A 17,680-nucleotide genomic window follows, 5' to 3' on the forward strand; every position below is an offset into this window, starting at 1 on the left:
CGCGTGCGGAAGACGTGCGGAAAACGTGTGGGAAAAGGGGGTACTGGGGTCGGTGCGTCAGCCCGCCGCGCCGGGACCGGCCGCGGAGGACTGCGGGAATGCCGCGGACGCCGGGGCGCCTTCGGCCGCCGCGCGGTCCAGCAGGCCGGTGCGGGCGGCCAGGGCGGCGGCCTCCAGCCGGGAGCCGACCCCCAGCTTCATCAGGACGCGCTGCACATGCGTCCGCGCGGTGCTCGGCGCGATCCGCATGCCCGCCGCGATCAGCCGGGTGTCCTCGCCCTCCGCGACCCGCACCAGGACCTCGATCTCGCGCGGTGTCAGCATCTCCAGCAGCCGCGCGCCCTCGTCGTCCGGCTGCCGCGCGGGGTTGAGCAGTTCCGCGAAGGCGCCCTGGAGGAGCGTCTGCGCCACCGCGACCTCCCCGGCCCGCGCCTTGGCCATCGCGCGCTCCACGCCCTCGATGCGCTCGTCGTGGCGTACGTAACCGGAGGCGCCGGCCGCGAAGGCCGCCGCGATGCCGCGCGGGTCGGGCACCGGTCCGAGGACGACCACGGCGACCGCCGGGCGCTCCCGCTTGATCCTGGCCACCGCGTCGAAGGCGCCCGGCTCGGCCGGCGCGGCCGTGCCGTACAGGCACACCTCGGGAGACCTGCTCAGTACCAGTTCCGCCGCGCCCGCCGCGGGCGCCGCCGCCGCGAGCACCCGGTGCCCGCGCAGCTTCAGTGCCGAGGCCAGCGCCTCGGCGAGCAGGCGGTGGTCGTCAACGACCACGAGCCGTACGCCCATGTCGGGTATCCCCTATCCCCCCGGGGTCCGGACCACTGCCGACCCCGACCCCTACGCATACCGCCCTAGGCGGCGAAGCTACACGCATCCACCACCGGCCGCGCCCCCTATCGAACAGAAGGTTCCGGCGAATCCGGAATTACCGTAGCTCGTCAGCCGAAGGTCACCAGATAGGTCTGGTCGGACGAGGAGGCGTACACCGTGCGCGTCGCGATGATGAAATGACCGTCGTGCCAGACGGGGTAGCTGCGCATCGCCGACACGTTCAGCTTCTGCGAGGCGTCGGTGTCGAACTGCGCGTAGGTGGTGAGCGCGCCGCTGGCCGGGTCCAGGGTCACCAGACGGCCCTGCACGTCGTAGCCGGCGGGCTCGTACGCGAGGAGCTTGCCGTCCTCGATCGCCAGGCCCTGGATGTCGTGCTTGCTGTCGGGCTTGGCGATCCACTTCTGCTTGCCGTCGCTCAGGTTGAACGCGACGATCCCGCTGAGCACCTGGCCGTTGCTGTCGTGCTTGCTCGTCAGCGACAGATAGAGGGTGTCACTGCTGACGATCACATTGTGCACGGCCTGCATCTCGGTGCCGTCCGTGCTGATGTCGTACTTGTCGGTGCCGAGCGAGACCCGCGACTGGAGACGGCCGTCGACGATCGTCGCCACGTCCGTCTGCCTCTCGCCCTCGGTGCCGAGCACCACCACCACCGGGTCGGTGGAGACGACGGCCGAGACCTTGGTGCCGACCGGCGCCGTCCACGACCATTTGGCGCTGCCGTTGTTGTCCGGATCGATGACCTGGACCTTGTACGTCTTGTAGCCGCAGTTGACGATCGCCACGAACTGCTTGCCGCCCGCGTAGCCGTCGTCCTCGCAGTCACCGTTGCCCGACCGCCAGAGCACCTTCTGGGTGCTCAGCCGGTAGCCGATCGAGCCCTCCAGCCAGTCCACGCCGAGCGTGTCGCCGCTGATCGCCATCTCGCTGTAGTCGAAGTCCGCCTTCTCCGAGCTGCCGACCGGCAGCTTCGCCGTCCACACCGCCCTGCCCGCCGCGAGATCGATCACCATGACCTGCTCGCAGTTGGCGCCGAACTGGACGGCCGTCAGGTTGTTGTTGGAGTCGCGCGCGGCCGTGCAGTCGCCGCTCGACGGTGTCGGTACGGTCCACGCCACCGCGCCGGTGCCCAGGTCGTAGCCGACGACCTTGTCGATCTCGTTCTTCACCACGTACTTGTCGGTGAACCAGACGCCGAGGACGCTCTTCAGATTGTCCTTCGACGCCACCGGGTCCGCGGGCTTGTCCCACTTGTACGACAGTGTCGAATTGTGCGTCTTGGCGGTGTTCGTACCGCCGTTGGCGCCACCGGCGTTGGCCTGCGGCTTGGGCGCCGGGTCGTCGCCGCCGCCGCTCTTGGTCGCGAAGTACACACCGCCGCCGATCACCAGCACCGCGGCGACGACCGCCGCGACGATCACGATCAGCTTGTTGTTCGACGAGCCGCCTGAGGGGGCGGGGTAGCCCGAGGGTCCGGGCCCGTACGGCGGCTGTTGCTGCTGCGGATAGCCGTACGCCTGCTGCTGCGGCGGGACCTGGCCGGGCTGCGGGTAGCCGTACTGCGGGGGCGGTGTCTGCCCCTGCGGCACCTGCCCGGGCGGCGGGGGCGGGGGCGGCACCTGGCCGGGCGGCGGCGGAGGTCCCTGCCGGCCGCCGTACTGCTGCTGCGGGAAGGCCGGTTGGGTGGGCGCCTGCGCGTACGGGTTCTGGCCGGGGGGCACCGGCTGCGCGTACGGGTTCTCGTTACCGGGAACCGGGCCCGCCTGGCCCGGGTATCCGTAACCACCGCCGGGCGGCGGCGGGTTTCCGGGGGGCGGCGGGGGCGGCTGCGACATCAACAGGTCCTTCGGGCACAGGTGAATCAGGGACGGATGAACGGAAATTCTTTCTATCACCCGCCCCCACCACCCCCTCGGGGAGCGGCCCGACCGTTACCTGGCCGCTACACGTCTTCACACGTCGAGGGATTCTGCTTCACCTGCGAAGGGGTGTTACCCGCCCCAGGTGAAGGGGTCTCACCCGCCCCATGTGAAGGGGTGTTACGCGTCCTCCGCCAACTCCAGCCAGCGCATCTCCAGTTCCTCGCGCTCCTCGCGCAGCGCGCGCAATTCGGCGTCCAGGGAGGCGACTTTCTCGAAATCGGTCGCATTGTCGGCGATGCCGGTGTGCAGCTTCGCCTCGCGCTGGCCGAGTTTGTCGAGCTGCCGCTCGATGCGCTGGAGTTCCTTCTTCGCCGCGCGGGTGTCGCCCGTGGGCTTGTCCTTGGCGGGCGCCGGGGCGGGCGCCGCGGCCTCGGCGACCCGGCGGCGGCGCTCCAGGTACTCGTCCACCCCGCGCGGCAGCATGCGCAGGCTGGCGTCGCCGAGCAGCGCGAAGACGCGGTCGGTGGTGCGCTCCAGGAAGTACCGGTCGTGGCTGATCACCAGCATCGAGCCGGGCCAGCCGTCGAGCAGGTCCTCCAACTGGGTGAGCGTCTCGATGTCGAGGTCGTTGGTGGGCTCGTCCAGGAACAGCACATTGGGCTCGTCCATCAGCAGCCGCAGGATCTGGAGCCGACGGCGCTCACCGCCGGACAGGTCCCCGACCGGCGTCCACTGCTTCTCCTTGGTGAAGCCGAACTTCTCGCAGAGCTGCCCCGCGGTCATCTCCCGGCCCTTGCCGAGGTCGACGCGCTGCCGCACCGACTCCACGGCCTGGAGCACCCGCCAGTTCGGGTCCAGCTCGGCGACCTCCTGGGAGAGGTAAGCGAGCTTCACCGTCTTGCCGACGACCACTTTGCCGGCCGCCGGCTGCTGGTCGCCGCCGGTCGCCGCGGCCTCGGCGAGCGCCCGCAGGAGTGAGGTCTTGCCCGAGCCGTTGACGCCGACCAGGCCGACGCGGTCGCCGGGGCCGAGCTGCCACGTCAGGTGCTTCAACAGCACCTTGGGGCCCGCTTGGACCGTCACATCCTCCAACTCGAAGACCGTCTTACCGAGGCGGGAGTTGGCGAATTTCATCAGCTCCGCGGTGTCGCGCGGCGGCGGCACGTCGGCGATCAGCTCGTTCGCCGCCTCGATGCGGAAGCGCGGCTTGGAGGTGCGGGCCGGGGCGCCGCGGCGCAGCCAGGCCAGCTCCTTGCGCATCAGATTCTGCCGCTTGGTCTCCTCGGTGGCCGCGATCCGTTCCCGCTCGGCGCGCGCGAACACGTAGTCGCTGTAGCCGCCCTCGTACTCGTACACCGAGCCGCGCTGCACGTCCCACATGCGGGTGCAGACTTGGTCGAGGAACCAGCGGTCGTGGGTGACGCAGACGAGCGCGGAGCGGCGGGTGCCGAGGTGGCCCGCCAGCCAGGCGATGCCCTCGACGTCGAGGTGGTTGGTCGGCTCGTCGAGGACCAGCAGGTCCTGCTCCTCGATCAGCAGCTTCGCGAGCGCGATCCTGCGCCGCTCGCCGCCGGAGAGCGGGCCGATGACGGTGTCCAGGCCGAGCGGGAAGCCGGGCAGGTCCAGGCCGCCGAACAGGCCGGTCAGCACGTCGCGGATCTTCGCGTCGCCCGCCCACTGGTGGTCGGCGCGGTCGCCGATCACCTCGTGGCGCACGGTCGCGGCCGGGTCGAGGCTGTCGCTCTGCGTCAAGACGCCCAGTCGCAGCCCACCCTGGTGGGTGACGCGGCCGGTGTCCGGCTCCTCCAGCTTGGCGAGCAGCCGGATGAGGGTGGTCTTGCCGTCGCCGTTGCGGCCCACGACGCCGGTGCGGTCGCCTTCGGAGACGCCGAGGGACACGGATTCGAGCAGCGCTCGCGTGCCGTATGTCTTGCCGACGGCTTCGACGTTGACCAGGTTGACGGCCACTCTCGTACGCTCCAGGGGTTCGCGGGGGTTCTGCTTCAGCGTAGTGCGGCGCGGTGAGGTGCCGGTTCCGGGTGGTGCCCCGGCGGTCAGGGGGCGGGGACGACGGTCGCGCCGGGGGCCGGGGAGGCGGCCGGGCGGGCGGTGCGGCAGGTGCCGGACGCGGTGAGGGTGACCGCGATCTTGGCGGCGGTGTCGGCGTCCGGCGCGAGGAAGGCGCAGGTGGGTCCCGAGCCGGAGACCAGCGCGGCGAGCGCGCCCGCGTCCGTGCCGGTCGCCAGGGTGTCGGCCAGCGCGGGCCGCAGCGACAGGGCGGCGGCCTGGAGGTCGTTGACCAAGACGGCGGCGAGCGCGTACGGATCGCCGGTGCGCAGCGCGTCGATCAGCGCGGGGTCGGCGACGGGCGCAGGTACGTCGTCGGTGGTGTCGCCCGCGCCGGACTCGCGGCGCAGGCGGTCGCACTCGCGGTAGACGGCCGGGGTGGACAGGCCGCCGTCGGCGACGGCGAAGACCCAGTGGAAGGGGCCCGCCACCTCCAGCGGCGTGAGGATCTCACCCCTGCCCTCCCCCAGCGCCGCGCCGCCGACCAGGCTGAACGGCACGTCGCTGCCCAGCTCCGCGCAGATCGCGAGCAGGTCGGCGCGCGGGGTGTTCAGGCCCCACAGGGTGTCGCAGGCGAGCAGCGCCGCCGCCGCGTCCGCGCTGCCGCCCGCCATGCCGCCCGCCACAGGGATGTCCTTGGTGATGTGCAATCCCACAACGGGATCGACGCCATGGTGCGCGGCGAGCGCGACCGCCGCCTTGGCCGCCAGATTGGTGGCGTCCAGCGGGATGTTGTCGGTGTCCGGGCCGGACGCGGTGATCGTCAACGCGTCGGCGGGCACTGCTGTCACATGGTCGTACAGGCCGACCGCCAGAAAGACGTTCGCCAGGTCGTGGAAACCGTCGGGACGGCGACCGCCGACCGCGAGCTGGACGTTGACCTTTGCGGGCACGCGGACGGTGACGGGTGCGGCGGTCACTGCTGGCTCCCTTGCGAGGGTGGTGCGTACGGAGGGCGGTCCGCCGGGCGCGGCGGATTCACGGGGTGGGGATTCACGGGCTGGGGATTCGCGGGCTGGGGATTCGCGGGCGGCGGGTACGGGCGGCGGCGGGTTTACGGTGCGGCGGCGTCAGACCGCGGGCTTGTGCTCGGCCGGGGGCTTGTGTTCGGCCGGGGGCTTGTGCTCGGCGACGGCGGCGAATTCCTCCACCGTCAGTTCCTCGCCCCTGGCCTGCGGGGAGACCCCTGCGGCCACCAGCGCGGCCTCGGCGGCCGGGGCCGAGCCCGCCCAGCCGGACAGCGCGGCGCGCAGCGTCTTGCGGCGCTGGGCGAAGGCCGCGTCGACGGCGGCGAAGACCTCTTCGCGGGTGGCGGTGGTCTTCGGCGGGTCACGCCGGGTCAGCGAGACGAGACCGGAGTCGACGTTGGGCGCGGGCCAGAACACATTGCGGCCGATGGAACCGGCGCGCTTGACCTCCGCGTACCAGTTGGCCTTCACCGACGGCACTCCGTACACCTTGTTGCCCGGCCCCGCGGCCAGCCGGTCGGCGACCTCGGCCTGGACCATCACCAAGGTGCGCTCGATGCTCGGGAAGGCGGCGAGCATGTGCAGCAGGACGGGCACCGCCACGTTGTACGGCAGATTCGCCACCAGGGCGGTGGGCGGCGGCCCCGGCAGTTCCGTCACCCGCATCGCGTCGCTGTGCACCAGGGCGAAACGGTCCGCCCGGTCCGGCATGCGCGCGGCGACGGTCGCGGGCAGGGCTGCGGCCAGCACGTCGTCGATCTCGATCGCGGTGACCCGGTCGGCGGCCTCCAGCAGCGCGAGGGTGAGCGAGCCGAGTCCGGGACCGACCTCGACGACCGCGTCCTCGGGCCGCACCCCGGCGGTCCTGACGATCCGCCGCACCGTGTTCGCGTCGATGACGAAGTTCTGCCCGCGCTGCTTGGTGGGGCGCACCCCCAGTGCCGCGGCCAGTTCACGGATGTCGGCCGGTCCGAGGAGGGCGTCGGGATCTGTCGTACTCACACCCGCAAGAGTACGGGGCGGCCGGGGCCGCCCTCGCGGACCGGACCTAGGGCCTGTCCGGCCCTAACCGCCCAGGTGCCGCCCGCAGACCGGCCAGGGGGCCGCGCCGCGCTGGACGTACAGCTTCTTGGCCCGGTAGGTCTGCTCGGCGGCGGGGGCGTCCTGGGGGCGGCCCTGGCCGCCGATGCTGTGCCAGGTGTGCACGTCGAACTGGTAGAGCCCGCCATAGGTGCCGGTCGCGTCCACCGCGTCGGGTCTGCCGCCCGCCTCGCACTGCGCGAGGCCGCCCCAATTGAGGCCGTCGGCGCCCGTGACGGCGGTGGGCGGCGGTCTGGTGCCGACGCGTACGACCTCGGTGACCGGTTCGCGCGCGGTCACCGACTCCACGACGCGCGGGCGCTCCCGGACGCCGTTGACGGTGCGGTAGGCGTAGGTGACGCGGCGGACGCCGTCGCGTCCCGGCCGGTCCACGGCCTCGGTGCCCTGCGCGAGCGTCGCGTCGGTGTGCTTGCGGGTGCGGAAGGGGATCGGTTCCTCGCGGGTCTCCTGGTGGCCGAAGATCCGCAGCACCGAGACGGTCTGGCCGTCGCGGGGGAAGCTGTCGGCGTCCACGGAGGTGGCGTCCTGGCCGCCGAGGGTGACGCCCGCGTCCGCGACGGCCTGCCGGACGGTGGCGGCGTTGGTGCGCACGGTGTGCTCGCGGCCGTCGGCCAGGACGGTGACCGTACGCTCGGTGCGCACGTCGAGGAAGAGGCCGTGGCGGCCGATGGACGCGTCGCGGGAGGCGTTGAGATACGCGCCCTCGGCCCGTACTCCGAGCTGCCGCAGCGCTTCCGCGACGGTCTTGCCGGTCGTCCACACCCGCTGGTGACGGCCGTCCACGGTGAGCGTCAGCGGACGGCCGTAGCGGACCACCACGTCGTCGCCGTCGTGCAGCGCCTCGCCCGGCGCCGGCGCCACGATGTCGTGGTCGCCCACCTCGACGCCCTGCTCGTGCAGCACGTCGGCCACGTCGTCGGCGAAGGTGTGCAGCGTGCGCGGCCGGCCGTCCACGGTCAGCCGTACCGCCTTGTCGGCCAGCACGTACGCGCCGGTGCCGCCCGCCAGGACCGCCATCACCAGCGCCCGCGGCACGATCGCGCGGCCGGTCCGCCGGACGGCGGCCGCCGGATGGGCGGCGGCTCGGTGTGTGCCCTGCGTATTGCTCACGACGGCTCGCTCCACGGCTGCGGGGTTCCGGTGCGGGGAACCGGGAACGTAGCCGACTTGTCGCCACCGGCCAAGCGCTCGCCGTCACGTGGCGTCGTCACCTCCGGTCGCGCGAAGTCACCTGTCCGGGTGAGCGCGTGGAAACGTCAGTAGGCGAACGCCCTGGCGGTGTTGGCCGCGACGGCCGTCGCGAGGGTGTCCTCGTCGATGCCGCGGGCCGCGGCCATCGCACGCAGCGTGACCGGAATGAGGTATGGCGCATTCGGCCGTCCGCGGTAGGGCACCGGGGTGAGGAAAGGCGCGTCGGTCTCCACCAGGAGGCGGTCGAGCGGGGCGACGGCCACCGCGTCGCGCAGATTCTGCGCCGACTTGTAGCTGACGGTGCCGGCGAAGGAGAGGTAGAACCCTTGCGCCGCGCAGACTTCGGCCATCTCGGCGTCGCCGGAGTAGCAGTGGAAGACGACGGTGTCCGGGGCGCCCTCCTCATCGAGGATGCGCAGCACGTCGGCGTGCGCCTCGCGGTCGTGGATGACCAGCGCCTTGCCGTGCCGCTTGGCGATGTCGATATGGCGACGGAACGAGTGCTGTTGGGCGGCGACACCGTCGGGCCCGGTGCGGAAGTAGTCCAGGCCGGTCTCGCCGACGCCGCGCACCTGGGGAAGGGCGGCGAGCGCGTCGATCTCGTCGATCTCCCGGTCGAGCCCCTCGATGCCGCGCGGCGCCTGCGCGCCCCCGTAGGAGCCCTCGGGCGCTCCGTGGACGATGCGGGGCGCCTCGTTCGGGTGCAGGGCCACGGTGGCCCAGATCGCGTCGTGGGCGGCGGCCGTCTTCGCCGCCCAGCGGGAACCCGCGAGATCGCACCCCACCTGGATGAGGGTGTCGACGCCGACCGCGGCGGCCTGGGCGAGGGCCTGGGGAACCGTGCCCGGCTGCATGTCGAGGTGGGTGTGGGAATCGGCGACCGCGACCCGCAGCGGCTCGGGCGCCGGCGGGGCGGACTTCTTGTCGTCGGCCTTGGCGTTCTTGTCGGGCATGGCCCCGATCCTAAGGACGCGGGGCCGTCGTCCTGTCAGGCGGTGTCGGCTCCCCCGGACTGCTCATCGCACTGGAGGCCGGGCTGCGCTCCGGGCTGGGTGTCGGGCCGCCCGCCGTGCTTGCCATGCTGCTTGGCGTGCTTGCCGCGCTCCCCGTGTTTGCCGCGCTCCCCGTGCGGCTTGCGGTGCAGGAAGTGCAGGACCGACCAGTGGTGCTCGCGGCGCACACCGCGGTCGCCCCGCGGGTGTGCCCATACGGAGGCGACGCCGGAGACCTGCCCCGAGCGCATGATGCGTACGTGCGTACCGCCGCAGTTCAGGCACGCCGGACGGGTGAGCGGTGACGGCACCCTCGCGCCGTCCGCGAGGTAGACGACGAAGGCGTGGCCGGACGCGTCCACATGGTGCTCGATCTCGTACGCCTGCTCCCAGCCGTGGCCGCAGTTCAGGCAGGCGAAGGCGTACGCCTCCGCCGCGTTCCGGCCCGACTCCTCGCGCGCGGCGGCCGCGCGGTCGGGGGCGGGAGCCGGGCCGTCGGGTGCGGGGGCGGTGACGGTCACCGTGACGGGTACGGCGGGCGTACCCGGTGCGGCGGCGGCGACGGGACGGGGATCGCTTCCGATGGTCTCGCTCATGGCAGCTCCTGCGTGCCCTCCGGACACGGTGTCCGGAGCGGGACTTTGCACCTACCAGCGAACGCCCGATTTGCCCGCTCCGCAGGAGATGCGCCCGACTCTTGAGCCAGATTTGGGCCCGTATGTGGCAGATGGCGGATATTGCTTTGCCATGCATACGGTTTAGGTTCTTACGGCGTCAAAAGGGCGGCCCGCCGGGATTGTGCGCCCGGGAATCAGGGCATCAGGCGACGGATTCCGCGAACGGCGGTCGCCGGGCCGTCAGAAAACGGTCCTCGGACCGCAGGCCGCCGCGCCGTCAGAAAACGGTCCCCGGGCCGCACGCCGCCGGGCCGTGCGGAGTCCCCGTCCTCAGGCGCCCGGGGGCAGTTCGCCGGTCCGCTTGGCGGCGACGACGGCGTCGAAGACCTCCCGCTTGGGCAGGCCCGCCTCGGCGGCGACCGCCGCGATGGCCTCCTTGCGCCGCTCGCCCGCCTCTTCCCTGGCCGCCACCCGGCGGACGAGTTCGGCCGGGTCGAGGTCGGCGGGGCCCGGTTCCGGCGCGCCTTCCACCACGATGGTGATCTCGCCGCGCACCCCCTGCGCCGCCCACAGCGCGAGCGCCTTCAGCGGCCCGCGCTTGACCTCCTCGTACGTCTTGGTCAGCTCCCGGCAGACCGCGGCCCTGCGCTCCTCGCCGAACGCCTCCGCCATCGCCGCCAAGGTGTCGTCGATCCTGTGCGGCGCCTCGAAATACACCAGGGTGCGGCGATCGGCGGCGACCTCGCGCAGCCGCGACAGCCGTTCGCCCGCCTTGCGCGGCAGGAAGCCCTCGAAACAGAAACGGTCCACCGGCAGCCCGGAGACCGCCAGCGCGGTCAGTACGGCCGACGGGCCCGGCACCGCGGTCACCTTGATGTCGCGTTCGACGGCCGCCGCCACCAGCCGGTAGCCGGGGTCGGACACCGACGGCATCCCCGCGTCCGTCACCAGCACGACCCGCGCGCCGCCCTCCAGCGCCTCGACCAGCTCCGGGGTGCGCCCGCTCTCGTTGCCCTCGAAGTACGAGACGACCCTGGCCGTCGGGTGCACGTCCAGCGCGTGCGTGAGACGGCGGAAGCGGCGGGTGTCCTCCGCGGCGATCACATCGGCGGCGAGCAGTTCCGCGCTGAGGCGGGGCGGGGCGTCGGCGGGGTCGCCGATGGGGGTTCCGGCCAGAACGAGGACGCCGACGGCTGAGGTGGTCACGCCCCCAGCCTCCCACCTGCCCGCCGTATCCCCTCAATCGCGCCCAGCGCCCAGCGTCCAACGCCCACCGCCCCGCGCCCCCCGCCCCGCTCCTCGGAGCCGGCCGCACGGCGCGTGACCAGGATCACGCCGGGGGCCCTCGCCCGCCCCCGCGGCCCCGCACGAACGGCATCGGCCCCGATCCCGGCCGCCCCACCGCCCGGAAACCGCCCGGACACGGCCCGCGCACCCCTGGTTACCGGCCGGGATTGCGGACAAACCCGGGCGGTGAGCCCGGACCTCATCGCTTTCTCAGGGGGTTTCCCTACGATGGGCCGGTGACAAGTGAGACCGCGACGCAGGACCGGGCCGACGAGGGCTTTCGGGTGGAGGCGGAGTCGAGCGCGTGGGCGCGACGACTGCGCCGGTTCGGCTATGCGGAACGGACTCGGATCGACACCCGCGACCGCCTCGTACCGCCGTTCCCCGAGCCGGGCACCCGGATGTGGGAGGCGCTCGGCCTCGGCCCCGTCGCGGCCCACCGGGTGGCGAAGTGGAGCGGCTGGCTCGGCCCGCTGCTGGTCGCCGTCTTCGCCGGGGCGATCCGCTTCTGGCACCTGGGCAACCCGCGTGACGTCGTCTTCGACGAGACGTACTACGCCAAGGACGCCTGGTCGCTGCTGAAGCTCGGCTACGAGGGCACCTGGCCCGACGGCAAGGTCTCCAACCCGCAAATCCTGGCCCACCCCCAGGTGATCCCGCTCTCGGACGCGCCCGGCTATGTCGTGCACCCGCCGATGGGCAAGTGGGTGATCGCGGTCGGCGAGTGGATGTTCGGGCTCAACCCCTTCGGCTGGCGCTTCATGATGGCGCTGATCGGCACGCTGTCCGTGCTGATGCTGTGCCGGATAGGGCGACGGCTGTTCCGCTCCACGGCGCTCGGCTGCGTGGCGGGCACCCTGCTCGCGGTCGACGGACTGCACTTCGTGATGAGCCGGATCGCGCTGCTCGACCTCGTCATCTCCTTCTTCGCGCTCGCCGCGTTCGGCTGCCTGCTGATCGACCGCGACTGGTCGCGGGCCCGCCTCGCGCGCGCCCTGCCCGTCGACGAGAGCGGTTACGCGGGACCCGACCGGCAGGTCGGCGACCGGACGGGCATGGGCTGGCGGCCCTGGCGGATCGCCGCCGCCGTCTGCCTCGGCCTGGCCTGCGCCAGCAAGTGGAACGGCCTGTACTTCCTGGCGGTCTTCGGCATCATGACCGTCGTCTGGGACATCGGCTCACGCCGCCTGGCCGGCGCCCGCCGCCCGTACCTCGCCGTCCTGCGCAAGGACCTGGGCTGGGCCGCGCTGACGATCCTGCCGGTCGCCCTGGTGACGTATCTGCTCTCCTGGTCCGGCTGGTTCCTGTCCGACAACGCCTACGGACGGCACTGGGCGGACGCCCGCGGCGGCACCTGGTCGTGGATCCCGGCCCCGATCCGCAGCCTGTGGCACTACGAGGTGCAGGTCTACGACTTCAACGTCAATCTCCAGACCCCGCACCCCTACCAGTCCAACCCCTGGAGCTGGCTCGTACTCGGCCGCCCGGTCTCGTACTTCTTCCAGTCCCCCAAGAACGGCGAGGACGGCTGCCACGCGGCGGCCGGCTGCTCCCGCGAGATCATCGCGCTGGGCACGCCCCTACTGTGGTGGTCCGCCTGCTTCGCCCTCATCTACCTCGTCTACCGCTGGGCGATGCGCCGCGACTGGCGCGCGGGCGCCATCCTGTGCGCGGCGGGCGCCGGTTACCTCCCCTGGTTCCTCTACCAGGACCGTACGATCTTCTTCTTCTACGCCGTCGCCTTCGTCCCCTACCTCTGCCTCGCGGTCGCCATGATGATCGGCGCCTTCCTCGGCCCACCGAGCGCGAGTGAGGGCAGACGTATGTGGGGCGCGGTCGGCGCGGGCACGCTTGTCCTATTGATCATCTGGAATTTCATCTACTTCTTCCCGATCTATACCGGTATGACGATTCCGTACAGCAGTTGGCAGGCCAGGATGTGGTTCGACTCCTGGGTCTGACCGGGGTCCGGGGCCGGGGGCCGAGCGCCGGGGGGCCGGACAGCGCTACGGCGCCGGGCTGAGTTTTCCTGGGACGGGTGAGGGTCCCGGGAGGGCTGTTTCCGTACGAACCCGTGCCCGGACTGAGACCTTCCTCCGCGCAGGGGTCCCGTAGGGTGCTACAGCGCGCGTTCCTTGAACGCGTTCAAAGGGGAGGGGGAGGTCTCGTGCCCATGTCACGGGGTGTCAAGTCGGGGATCATCGGCACGGTGTTCGTCGGAATGCTCGTGGTCGCCGGGTACGGCGCCTACAACGTCTACGACTCGCTGGAGGGCGGCGGCGGGGGCGGCGGCAAGTCCGCGCGGCCCAAGCCGACGCCGGTCAACACCGCGCCGCCGAGCGCCGCCGAAGTCACCGACGTCGGGGACGACTTCCTGACCGCGTGGTCGTCGGGCGACATCACGCGGGCGGCGGCCCTGACCGACTCCGTGCGGACGACGACGGCCGCGCTCACCGCGTACAAGACGCAGGCCCATGTGACGTCCGTGCAGCTCACCCCCGGCACACCGGCGGCGACGACCACCACGACCATGCCGTTCACGGTGACCGCGCAGGTCACGTACGACGGCGTCACCACCCCCTGGAGCTACCGCTCGTCGCTGACCGTCGTGCGCGGCGCGAGCGGGAAGCCGGTCGTGCGGTGGAAGCCGTCCGTGATCAGCCCGGAGCTGGGCGACGGCGACCAGCTCGTCACCGGTCAGGCCAAGGTGCCCGAGGTCGATGTCGTGGACCGCAAGGGACGGGTGATGGACCCGGCCGACTATCCGTCGCTGAGCCGCATCATCCCCGACCTGCGCACGCGGTACGCGGACAAGCTGGGCGACGGCACCCCCGGCATCGAGACGTACGTCCAGAAGGCGGACGACTCGGCCGGCAAGACGCTGAACGTGCTCAAGAAGGGCAAGCCCGTACGGCTGGACACCACGCTCGACGCCACGATCCAGAAGGCGTCCGAGAAGGCGGTGGCGGGCAAGGACAAGTCCGGGGTGACCGCCGTCGACACCACGAACGGCGCCATCCTGGCGGTCGCCTACGGGCCGGCGTCCGGCACCGACTACGCGTTGCAGGACAAGGCCGCGCCCGGCTCGACGTTCAAGATCGTCACGGCGGCGGCACTGCTCCAGCGCGGTCTGACACCGTCCTCGCCCGCGAAGTGCATCAATGGTGCGAACTACGGTTACGGCAAGGCGTACAAGAACGACGGCGGCATGAACAACCCCGGCGCCTCGCTGCAATGGGACTTCATGAAGTCCTGCAACACCGGCTTCATCCTCCAGGCGAAGACGCTCGGCGCGACCGGACTCGTGGACACGGCCGAGCAGTTCGGCCTGACGCAGGGGTGGAACATCGGCACCGTGTCCCAGGACCCGGTGGTGCCGGGCGGCACGGGGGACGAGCTGACGTCGGAGATGATCGGACAGGGCACTCTTCAGATGAGCCCGCTCATCATGGCGTCCGTCGCCGCGACCGCCAGCACCGGTGACTTCCACCAGCCGCGGATCGTCGCCAAGAGCCTCATCGAGGGCCCCATCGCCACCGCCTCCGGCATCCCGTCGAAGACGACGCAGTATCTGCGGCAGATGATGCGCGCGACCATCACCAGCGGCACGGCCAGCGGTGTGATGAGCGGATTCGGCCCCGACTCCGGTGCCAAGACCGGCTCCGCCGAGACCGACACCTCCGCGGAGGCCAACGGCTGGTTCACCGCGTACGCGGGCCATGTCGCCGCCGCCGCCGTCGTCCACAGCGGCGGTCACGGCAACCAGTCCGCCGGCCCCATCGTGGCGGCCGTGCTGCGCGCCTCCTGACCCGCCGATGCGTCCGTCGCACCGCCCCAGCCGTCTGAGCGGTCCGCGCCGTACGAGCAGCCCCTGCCGTTCGAGCCGCGGATGACGCCGCTGGTCGTCGCCGTCGTCCTCACCGCCGCGATCACGCACGCCGCGTGGAACGCCATCGCGCACGGCATCAAGGACCAGGTCCTCGCCTTCACCCTCGTGGGCGGCGGCGGGGCCCTGTGCGCCCTGGCCCTGCTGCCCTTCGCGGCGGTGCCGCACGCGGGCGCGTGGCCGTATCTGATCGCGTCGGTGGTCATCCACCTCGCCTACCAGTACCTGTTGATGCGGTCCTTCCAGCTCGGCGAGTTCGGGCAGGTCTATCCGATAGCCCGCGGTATCGCGCCGCTCGCCGTCACCGTGCTGGCGGCCGTCTTCGTCGCCGAACGGCCGGGGCCCTGGCAGACCGCGGGCGTCATCACCTCCTGCGCCGGACTCGGCGGCGTCGCCCTGTGGGGCCTGCGCGGCAAGCGCCCCAACTGGCCCGCGCTGACGGCAGCCGCCGGTACGGGACTGACCATCGCCGGGTACACGGTCGTGGACGGCGTCGGCGTCCGCGCCTCCGGCAGCTCGCTCGGCTACATCGCCTGGCTGCTGCTGTTCCAGGGCCTGGTGATCCCGGCCGTGGCATTCTCTGCGCGCCGCAGAGAATTGGCCGCGCAGCTAAGACCCGTCGCCCTGCGCGGCCTCCTCGGCGGCGCCCTGTCCATCACCGCCTACGGCCTCGTCCTGTGGGCCCAGACCCGCGCGCCGCTGGCCCCGGTCGCCGCCCTGCGCGAGTCCTCGATCATCGCGGGCGCCGCCATAGGCGCGCTGTTCTTCAAGGAGCACTTCGGCCGTCCCCGTATGGTCGCCGCCGTGGTGGTCGTGACCGGCATAGGTCTGATGCTGCACGCGAGTTGACGCTCATCCGGACAGGCCGCGCAGCTTGTCGGGGTTGACCTGGAAGCGCAGTTCGTGGATGCGGCCGCCGGCGGCGAGTTCGAAGGTGAGGGCGCCGGCGGGCGCGCCATGCAGGGTGAAAAGCACACCCGACCGGCCGTTGACGGCGGCCGGTGCGGCGGTGATCGCGGCCAGTTCGGGCTTGCCCAGGACGCCGAGGACCCACCGGGCCACGCGGTCGGCGCCGCGCAGCGGACGGGTGGCGGCCGTCACCTTGCCGCCGCCGTCGGACCATGCGGTCACATCCGGGGCGAGCAGCGCCAGCACCGCGTTGAGGTCGCCGCCCGCGCAGGCCGCGAGGAACTTCTCGGTCACCGCCGCGCGGGTGGCGTCGTCGGCGTCATAACGGGAGCGGCGCGCCTGGATGTGCGCGCGGGCGCGGTGCGCGGTCTGCCGTACGGTCGGCTCCGCGCGCTCCACGGCCGCGGCGATCTCCGCGTACTCGTAGCCGAAGACCTCGCGCAGCACGAACACCGCGCGCTCCAGCGGGCTGAGCGTCTCCAGGACGACGAGCATGGCCATGGACACCGAGTGCGCCGTGTCGGTGCGGTCGGCGGCGTCGGGCCCGGTCAGCAGCGGTTCCGGCAGCCACGGGCCGATGTACGTCTCGCGGGTGGCGCGCGCCGAGGTGAGCCGGTTCAGGCAGAGCCGGGAGACCGTACGCACCAGGTAGGCGGTGGGGTGGCGGACGTCGGCGCGGTCGACGCGCGCCCACCGCAGCCAGGTGTCCTGGAGTACGTCCTCGGCGTCGGCGACGCTGCCCAGGAGGTGGTAGGCGGTGGAGAACAGCAGCCGCCGGTCGCGCAGGAAGGCGTCGTCCTCGCGCGCGCCGCCGAGGTCGCCCTGTGGGCGCTCGTACGTGCCGCCCGTGCGCCGTTCCCCCGTGTCGTCCGTCATCCGCTCAGGCTGGCAGCAGCGGCCCGGCCCCGGCAACCGGCCCGGCGGCGATCGCCCGCACGCCCTGCGCGCTGTCGCGGTACGACGGCCGCCAGCCCAGTTCTGCCGCCGCCTTCGCGCTGTCCAGTTTCAGCCGGGTCCCCATGATCGCGCGCATCAGCGGGGTGGCGCGCAGCACCCAGGCCGGTACGGTCAGCGGGCGCGCCACGCCGTACGCGTCCGCGACCGCGCGGATGTGGGTGGCGAAGCCGAGCGGCCGGTCGTCGGCGATGTTGTACGCCTGCCCCGGCCGCCCCGAGGTGACGGCGAGCGCGACCGCGCGGGCGGCGTCGCCGGCCTCCACCCACGACACCTGGCGGTGGGTGTCGTCGACGACCGGCATGGTGCGCTTGCGGAGCAGTGGCAGCATCAGGGTGTCGGTGACGCCGGCGCCGTAGAAGAGGCCGAAGCGCAGGGCGACGCCCTCGACGCCGTCCGCGCCCAGGACCAGCTCCTCGTTGACGCGCATGGCGGCGACGTGCCGCTCCAGGTGCTTGTCGTCGCTGTGCGGCCCGAAGGGTGTGCCCGCCTCGGTGACCGGACCCTCACCGTGGTCGCCGTACCCGTAGCCGAACATCATCGACTCCGTGACGCAGCGCCACGCGCCGGTCGTGCGGGCCGCCTCCAAGAGGTGCCGGGTTCCGGCCGTACGCAGCGTATTGGTGCCGTCCATGTCCCGGTGCCTGGTCATGGACTTGCCGGACAGCGCGGTCGCCGCGTGCACGACGACGTCGAAGCGGAGCCCGTCGACCGCGCGCAGCAGCGCGTCACGGTCGAGGAGGTCGGCGCGGATGTCGTGGGACGCGCCCCTGCCGAGCCGTACCACCTGATGCCCGGCGGCTGTCAACTCCTTCGCGGCGGAACGTCCCAGGACGCCGCTGCCGCCCGCCAGCAGAATCCGCAGGCCCCCGCCGCCCGTGCGCCGGTCGCTTCCCGTGTCCTTCGCAGCGTCCATGCCGTCCGTCCCTCGTCCCGTGCCGGGGCCGGACCCACACAGGCCGGCCGCCTCGTCGATGCCCATAGGACAAACGGCCCGGCGCCTGCGTGACAGAAG

14 protein-coding genes are annotated in these 17,680 nt (G+C 72.3%); 3 read left to right on the forward strand and 11 right to left on the reverse strand.

The genetic code is table 11. The annotated features are described in order from the left end of the window. Positions 1-57: 57 nt before the first annotated feature. The 9 genes from ACIO6U_RS06810 to rsmI form a co-directional block, all read right to left on the reverse strand. Positions 58-786, reverse strand: coding sequence for a LuxR C-terminal-related transcriptional regulator (locus tag ACIO6U_RS06810; RefSeq protein WP_355337974.1), 729 nt, complete (start codon positions 784-786; stop codon positions 58-60). A gap of 152 nt (positions 787-938) precedes the next feature. Beyond that, on the reverse strand, positions 939-2,666 hold the full coding sequence (locus ACIO6U_RS06815) for a hypothetical protein (RefSeq protein WP_401716203.1): 1,728 nt from the start codon (positions 2,664-2,666) through the stop codon (positions 939-941). Positions 2,667-2,870: 204 nt separating this feature from the next. Next, positions 2,871-4,661 carry an ABC-F family ATP-binding cassette domain-containing protein gene (locus tag ACIO6U_RS06820; RefSeq protein WP_355337968.1) on the reverse strand — a complete coding sequence of 597 codons (1,791 nt, stop codon included), beginning with the start codon at positions 4,659-4,661 and terminating at the stop codon, positions 2,871-2,873. A gap of 86 nt (positions 4,662-4,747) precedes the next feature. After that, the gene (locus tag ACIO6U_RS06825) at positions 4,748-5,680 is read right to left on the reverse strand and encodes a 4-(cytidine 5'-diphospho)-2-C-methyl-D-erythritol kinase (RefSeq protein WP_391051684.1); all 933 of its coding nucleotides are present in this window, start codon (positions 5,678-5,680) and stop codon (positions 4,748-4,750) included. Positions 5,681-5,830: 150 nt separating this feature from the next. After that, complete coding sequence (gene rsmA / locus ACIO6U_RS06830; protein ID WP_391162323.1) at positions 5,831-6,730, reverse strand: 16S rRNA (adenine(1518)-N(6)/adenine(1519)-N(6))-dimethyltransferase RsmA; 900 nt, start codon at positions 6,728-6,730, stop codon at positions 5,831-5,833. Between the two features lie 63 nt (positions 6,731-6,793). Next, positions 6,794-7,939: a ubiquitin-like domain-containing protein gene (locus tag ACIO6U_RS06835; protein WP_401716207.1), complete on the reverse strand. Its 1,146-nt coding sequence runs from the start codon at positions 7,937-7,939 to the stop codon at positions 6,794-6,796. A gap of 146 nt (positions 7,940-8,085) precedes the next feature. Continuing rightward, on the reverse strand, positions 8,086-8,973 hold the full coding sequence (locus tag ACIO6U_RS06840) for a TatD family hydrolase (protein ID WP_355337957.1): 888 nt from the start codon (positions 8,971-8,973) through the stop codon (positions 8,086-8,088). Positions 8,974-9,008: 35 nt separating this feature from the next. Next, positions 9,009-9,608, reverse strand: a complete 600-nt coding sequence (locus ACIO6U_RS06845; protein WP_401716210.1) for a hypothetical protein — start codon at positions 9,606-9,608, stop codon at positions 9,009-9,011. A gap of 351 nt (positions 9,609-9,959) precedes the next feature. Further along, positions 9,960-10,835, reverse strand: coding sequence for a 16S rRNA (cytidine(1402)-2'-O)-methyltransferase (rsmI, locus tag ACIO6U_RS06850; protein ID WP_355337951.1), 876 nt, complete (start codon positions 10,833-10,835; stop codon positions 9,960-9,962). Between the two features lie 317 nt (positions 10,836-11,152). Between rsmI and ACIO6U_RS06855 the strand changes: the two genes are divergently transcribed. From ACIO6U_RS06855 to ACIO6U_RS06865, 3 genes are all read left to right on the forward strand, one after another. Continuing rightward, on the forward strand, positions 11,153-12,877 hold the full coding sequence (locus tag ACIO6U_RS06855) for a phospholipid carrier-dependent glycosyltransferase (RefSeq protein ID WP_391043451.1): 1,725 nt from the start codon (positions 11,153-11,155) through the stop codon (positions 12,875-12,877). A 212-nt stretch (positions 12,878-13,089) separates the two neighbouring features. Continuing rightward, positions 13,090-14,724 carry a penicillin-binding transpeptidase domain-containing protein gene (locus ACIO6U_RS06860; protein ID WP_401716214.1) on the forward strand — a complete coding sequence of 545 codons (1,635 nt, stop codon included), beginning with the start codon at positions 13,090-13,092 and terminating at the stop codon, positions 14,722-14,724. Positions 14,725-14,805: 81 nt separating this feature from the next. Continuing rightward, positions 14,806-15,651 (forward strand): DMT family transporter, encoded by an 846-nt coding sequence (locus tag ACIO6U_RS06865; RefSeq protein WP_355337945.1) that lies wholly within the window; start codon positions 14,806-14,808, stop codon positions 15,649-15,651. A 3-nt stretch (positions 15,652-15,654) separates the two neighbouring features. Here ACIO6U_RS06865 and ACIO6U_RS06870 read toward each other — a convergent pair whose 3' ends face one another. Both ACIO6U_RS06870 and ACIO6U_RS06875 read right to left on the reverse strand, forming a co-directional pair. Beyond that, positions 15,655-16,587, reverse strand: a complete 933-nt coding sequence (locus ACIO6U_RS06870) for an RNA polymerase sigma-70 factor (protein ID WP_401716218.1) — start codon at positions 16,585-16,587, stop codon at positions 15,655-15,657. Between the two features lie 4 nt (positions 16,588-16,591). After that, on the reverse strand, positions 16,592-17,581 hold the full coding sequence (locus ACIO6U_RS06875; protein ID WP_401716220.1) for an NAD-dependent epimerase/dehydratase family protein: 990 nt from the start codon (positions 17,579-17,581) through the stop codon (positions 16,592-16,594). Between the last annotated feature and the right edge of the window lie 99 nt (positions 17,582-17,680).

It is taken from the genome of Streptomyces sp. NPDC087422 (genome assembly GCF_044744145.1).
GTDB lineage: Bacteria > Actinomycetota > Actinomycetes > Streptomycetales > Streptomycetaceae > Actinacidiphila.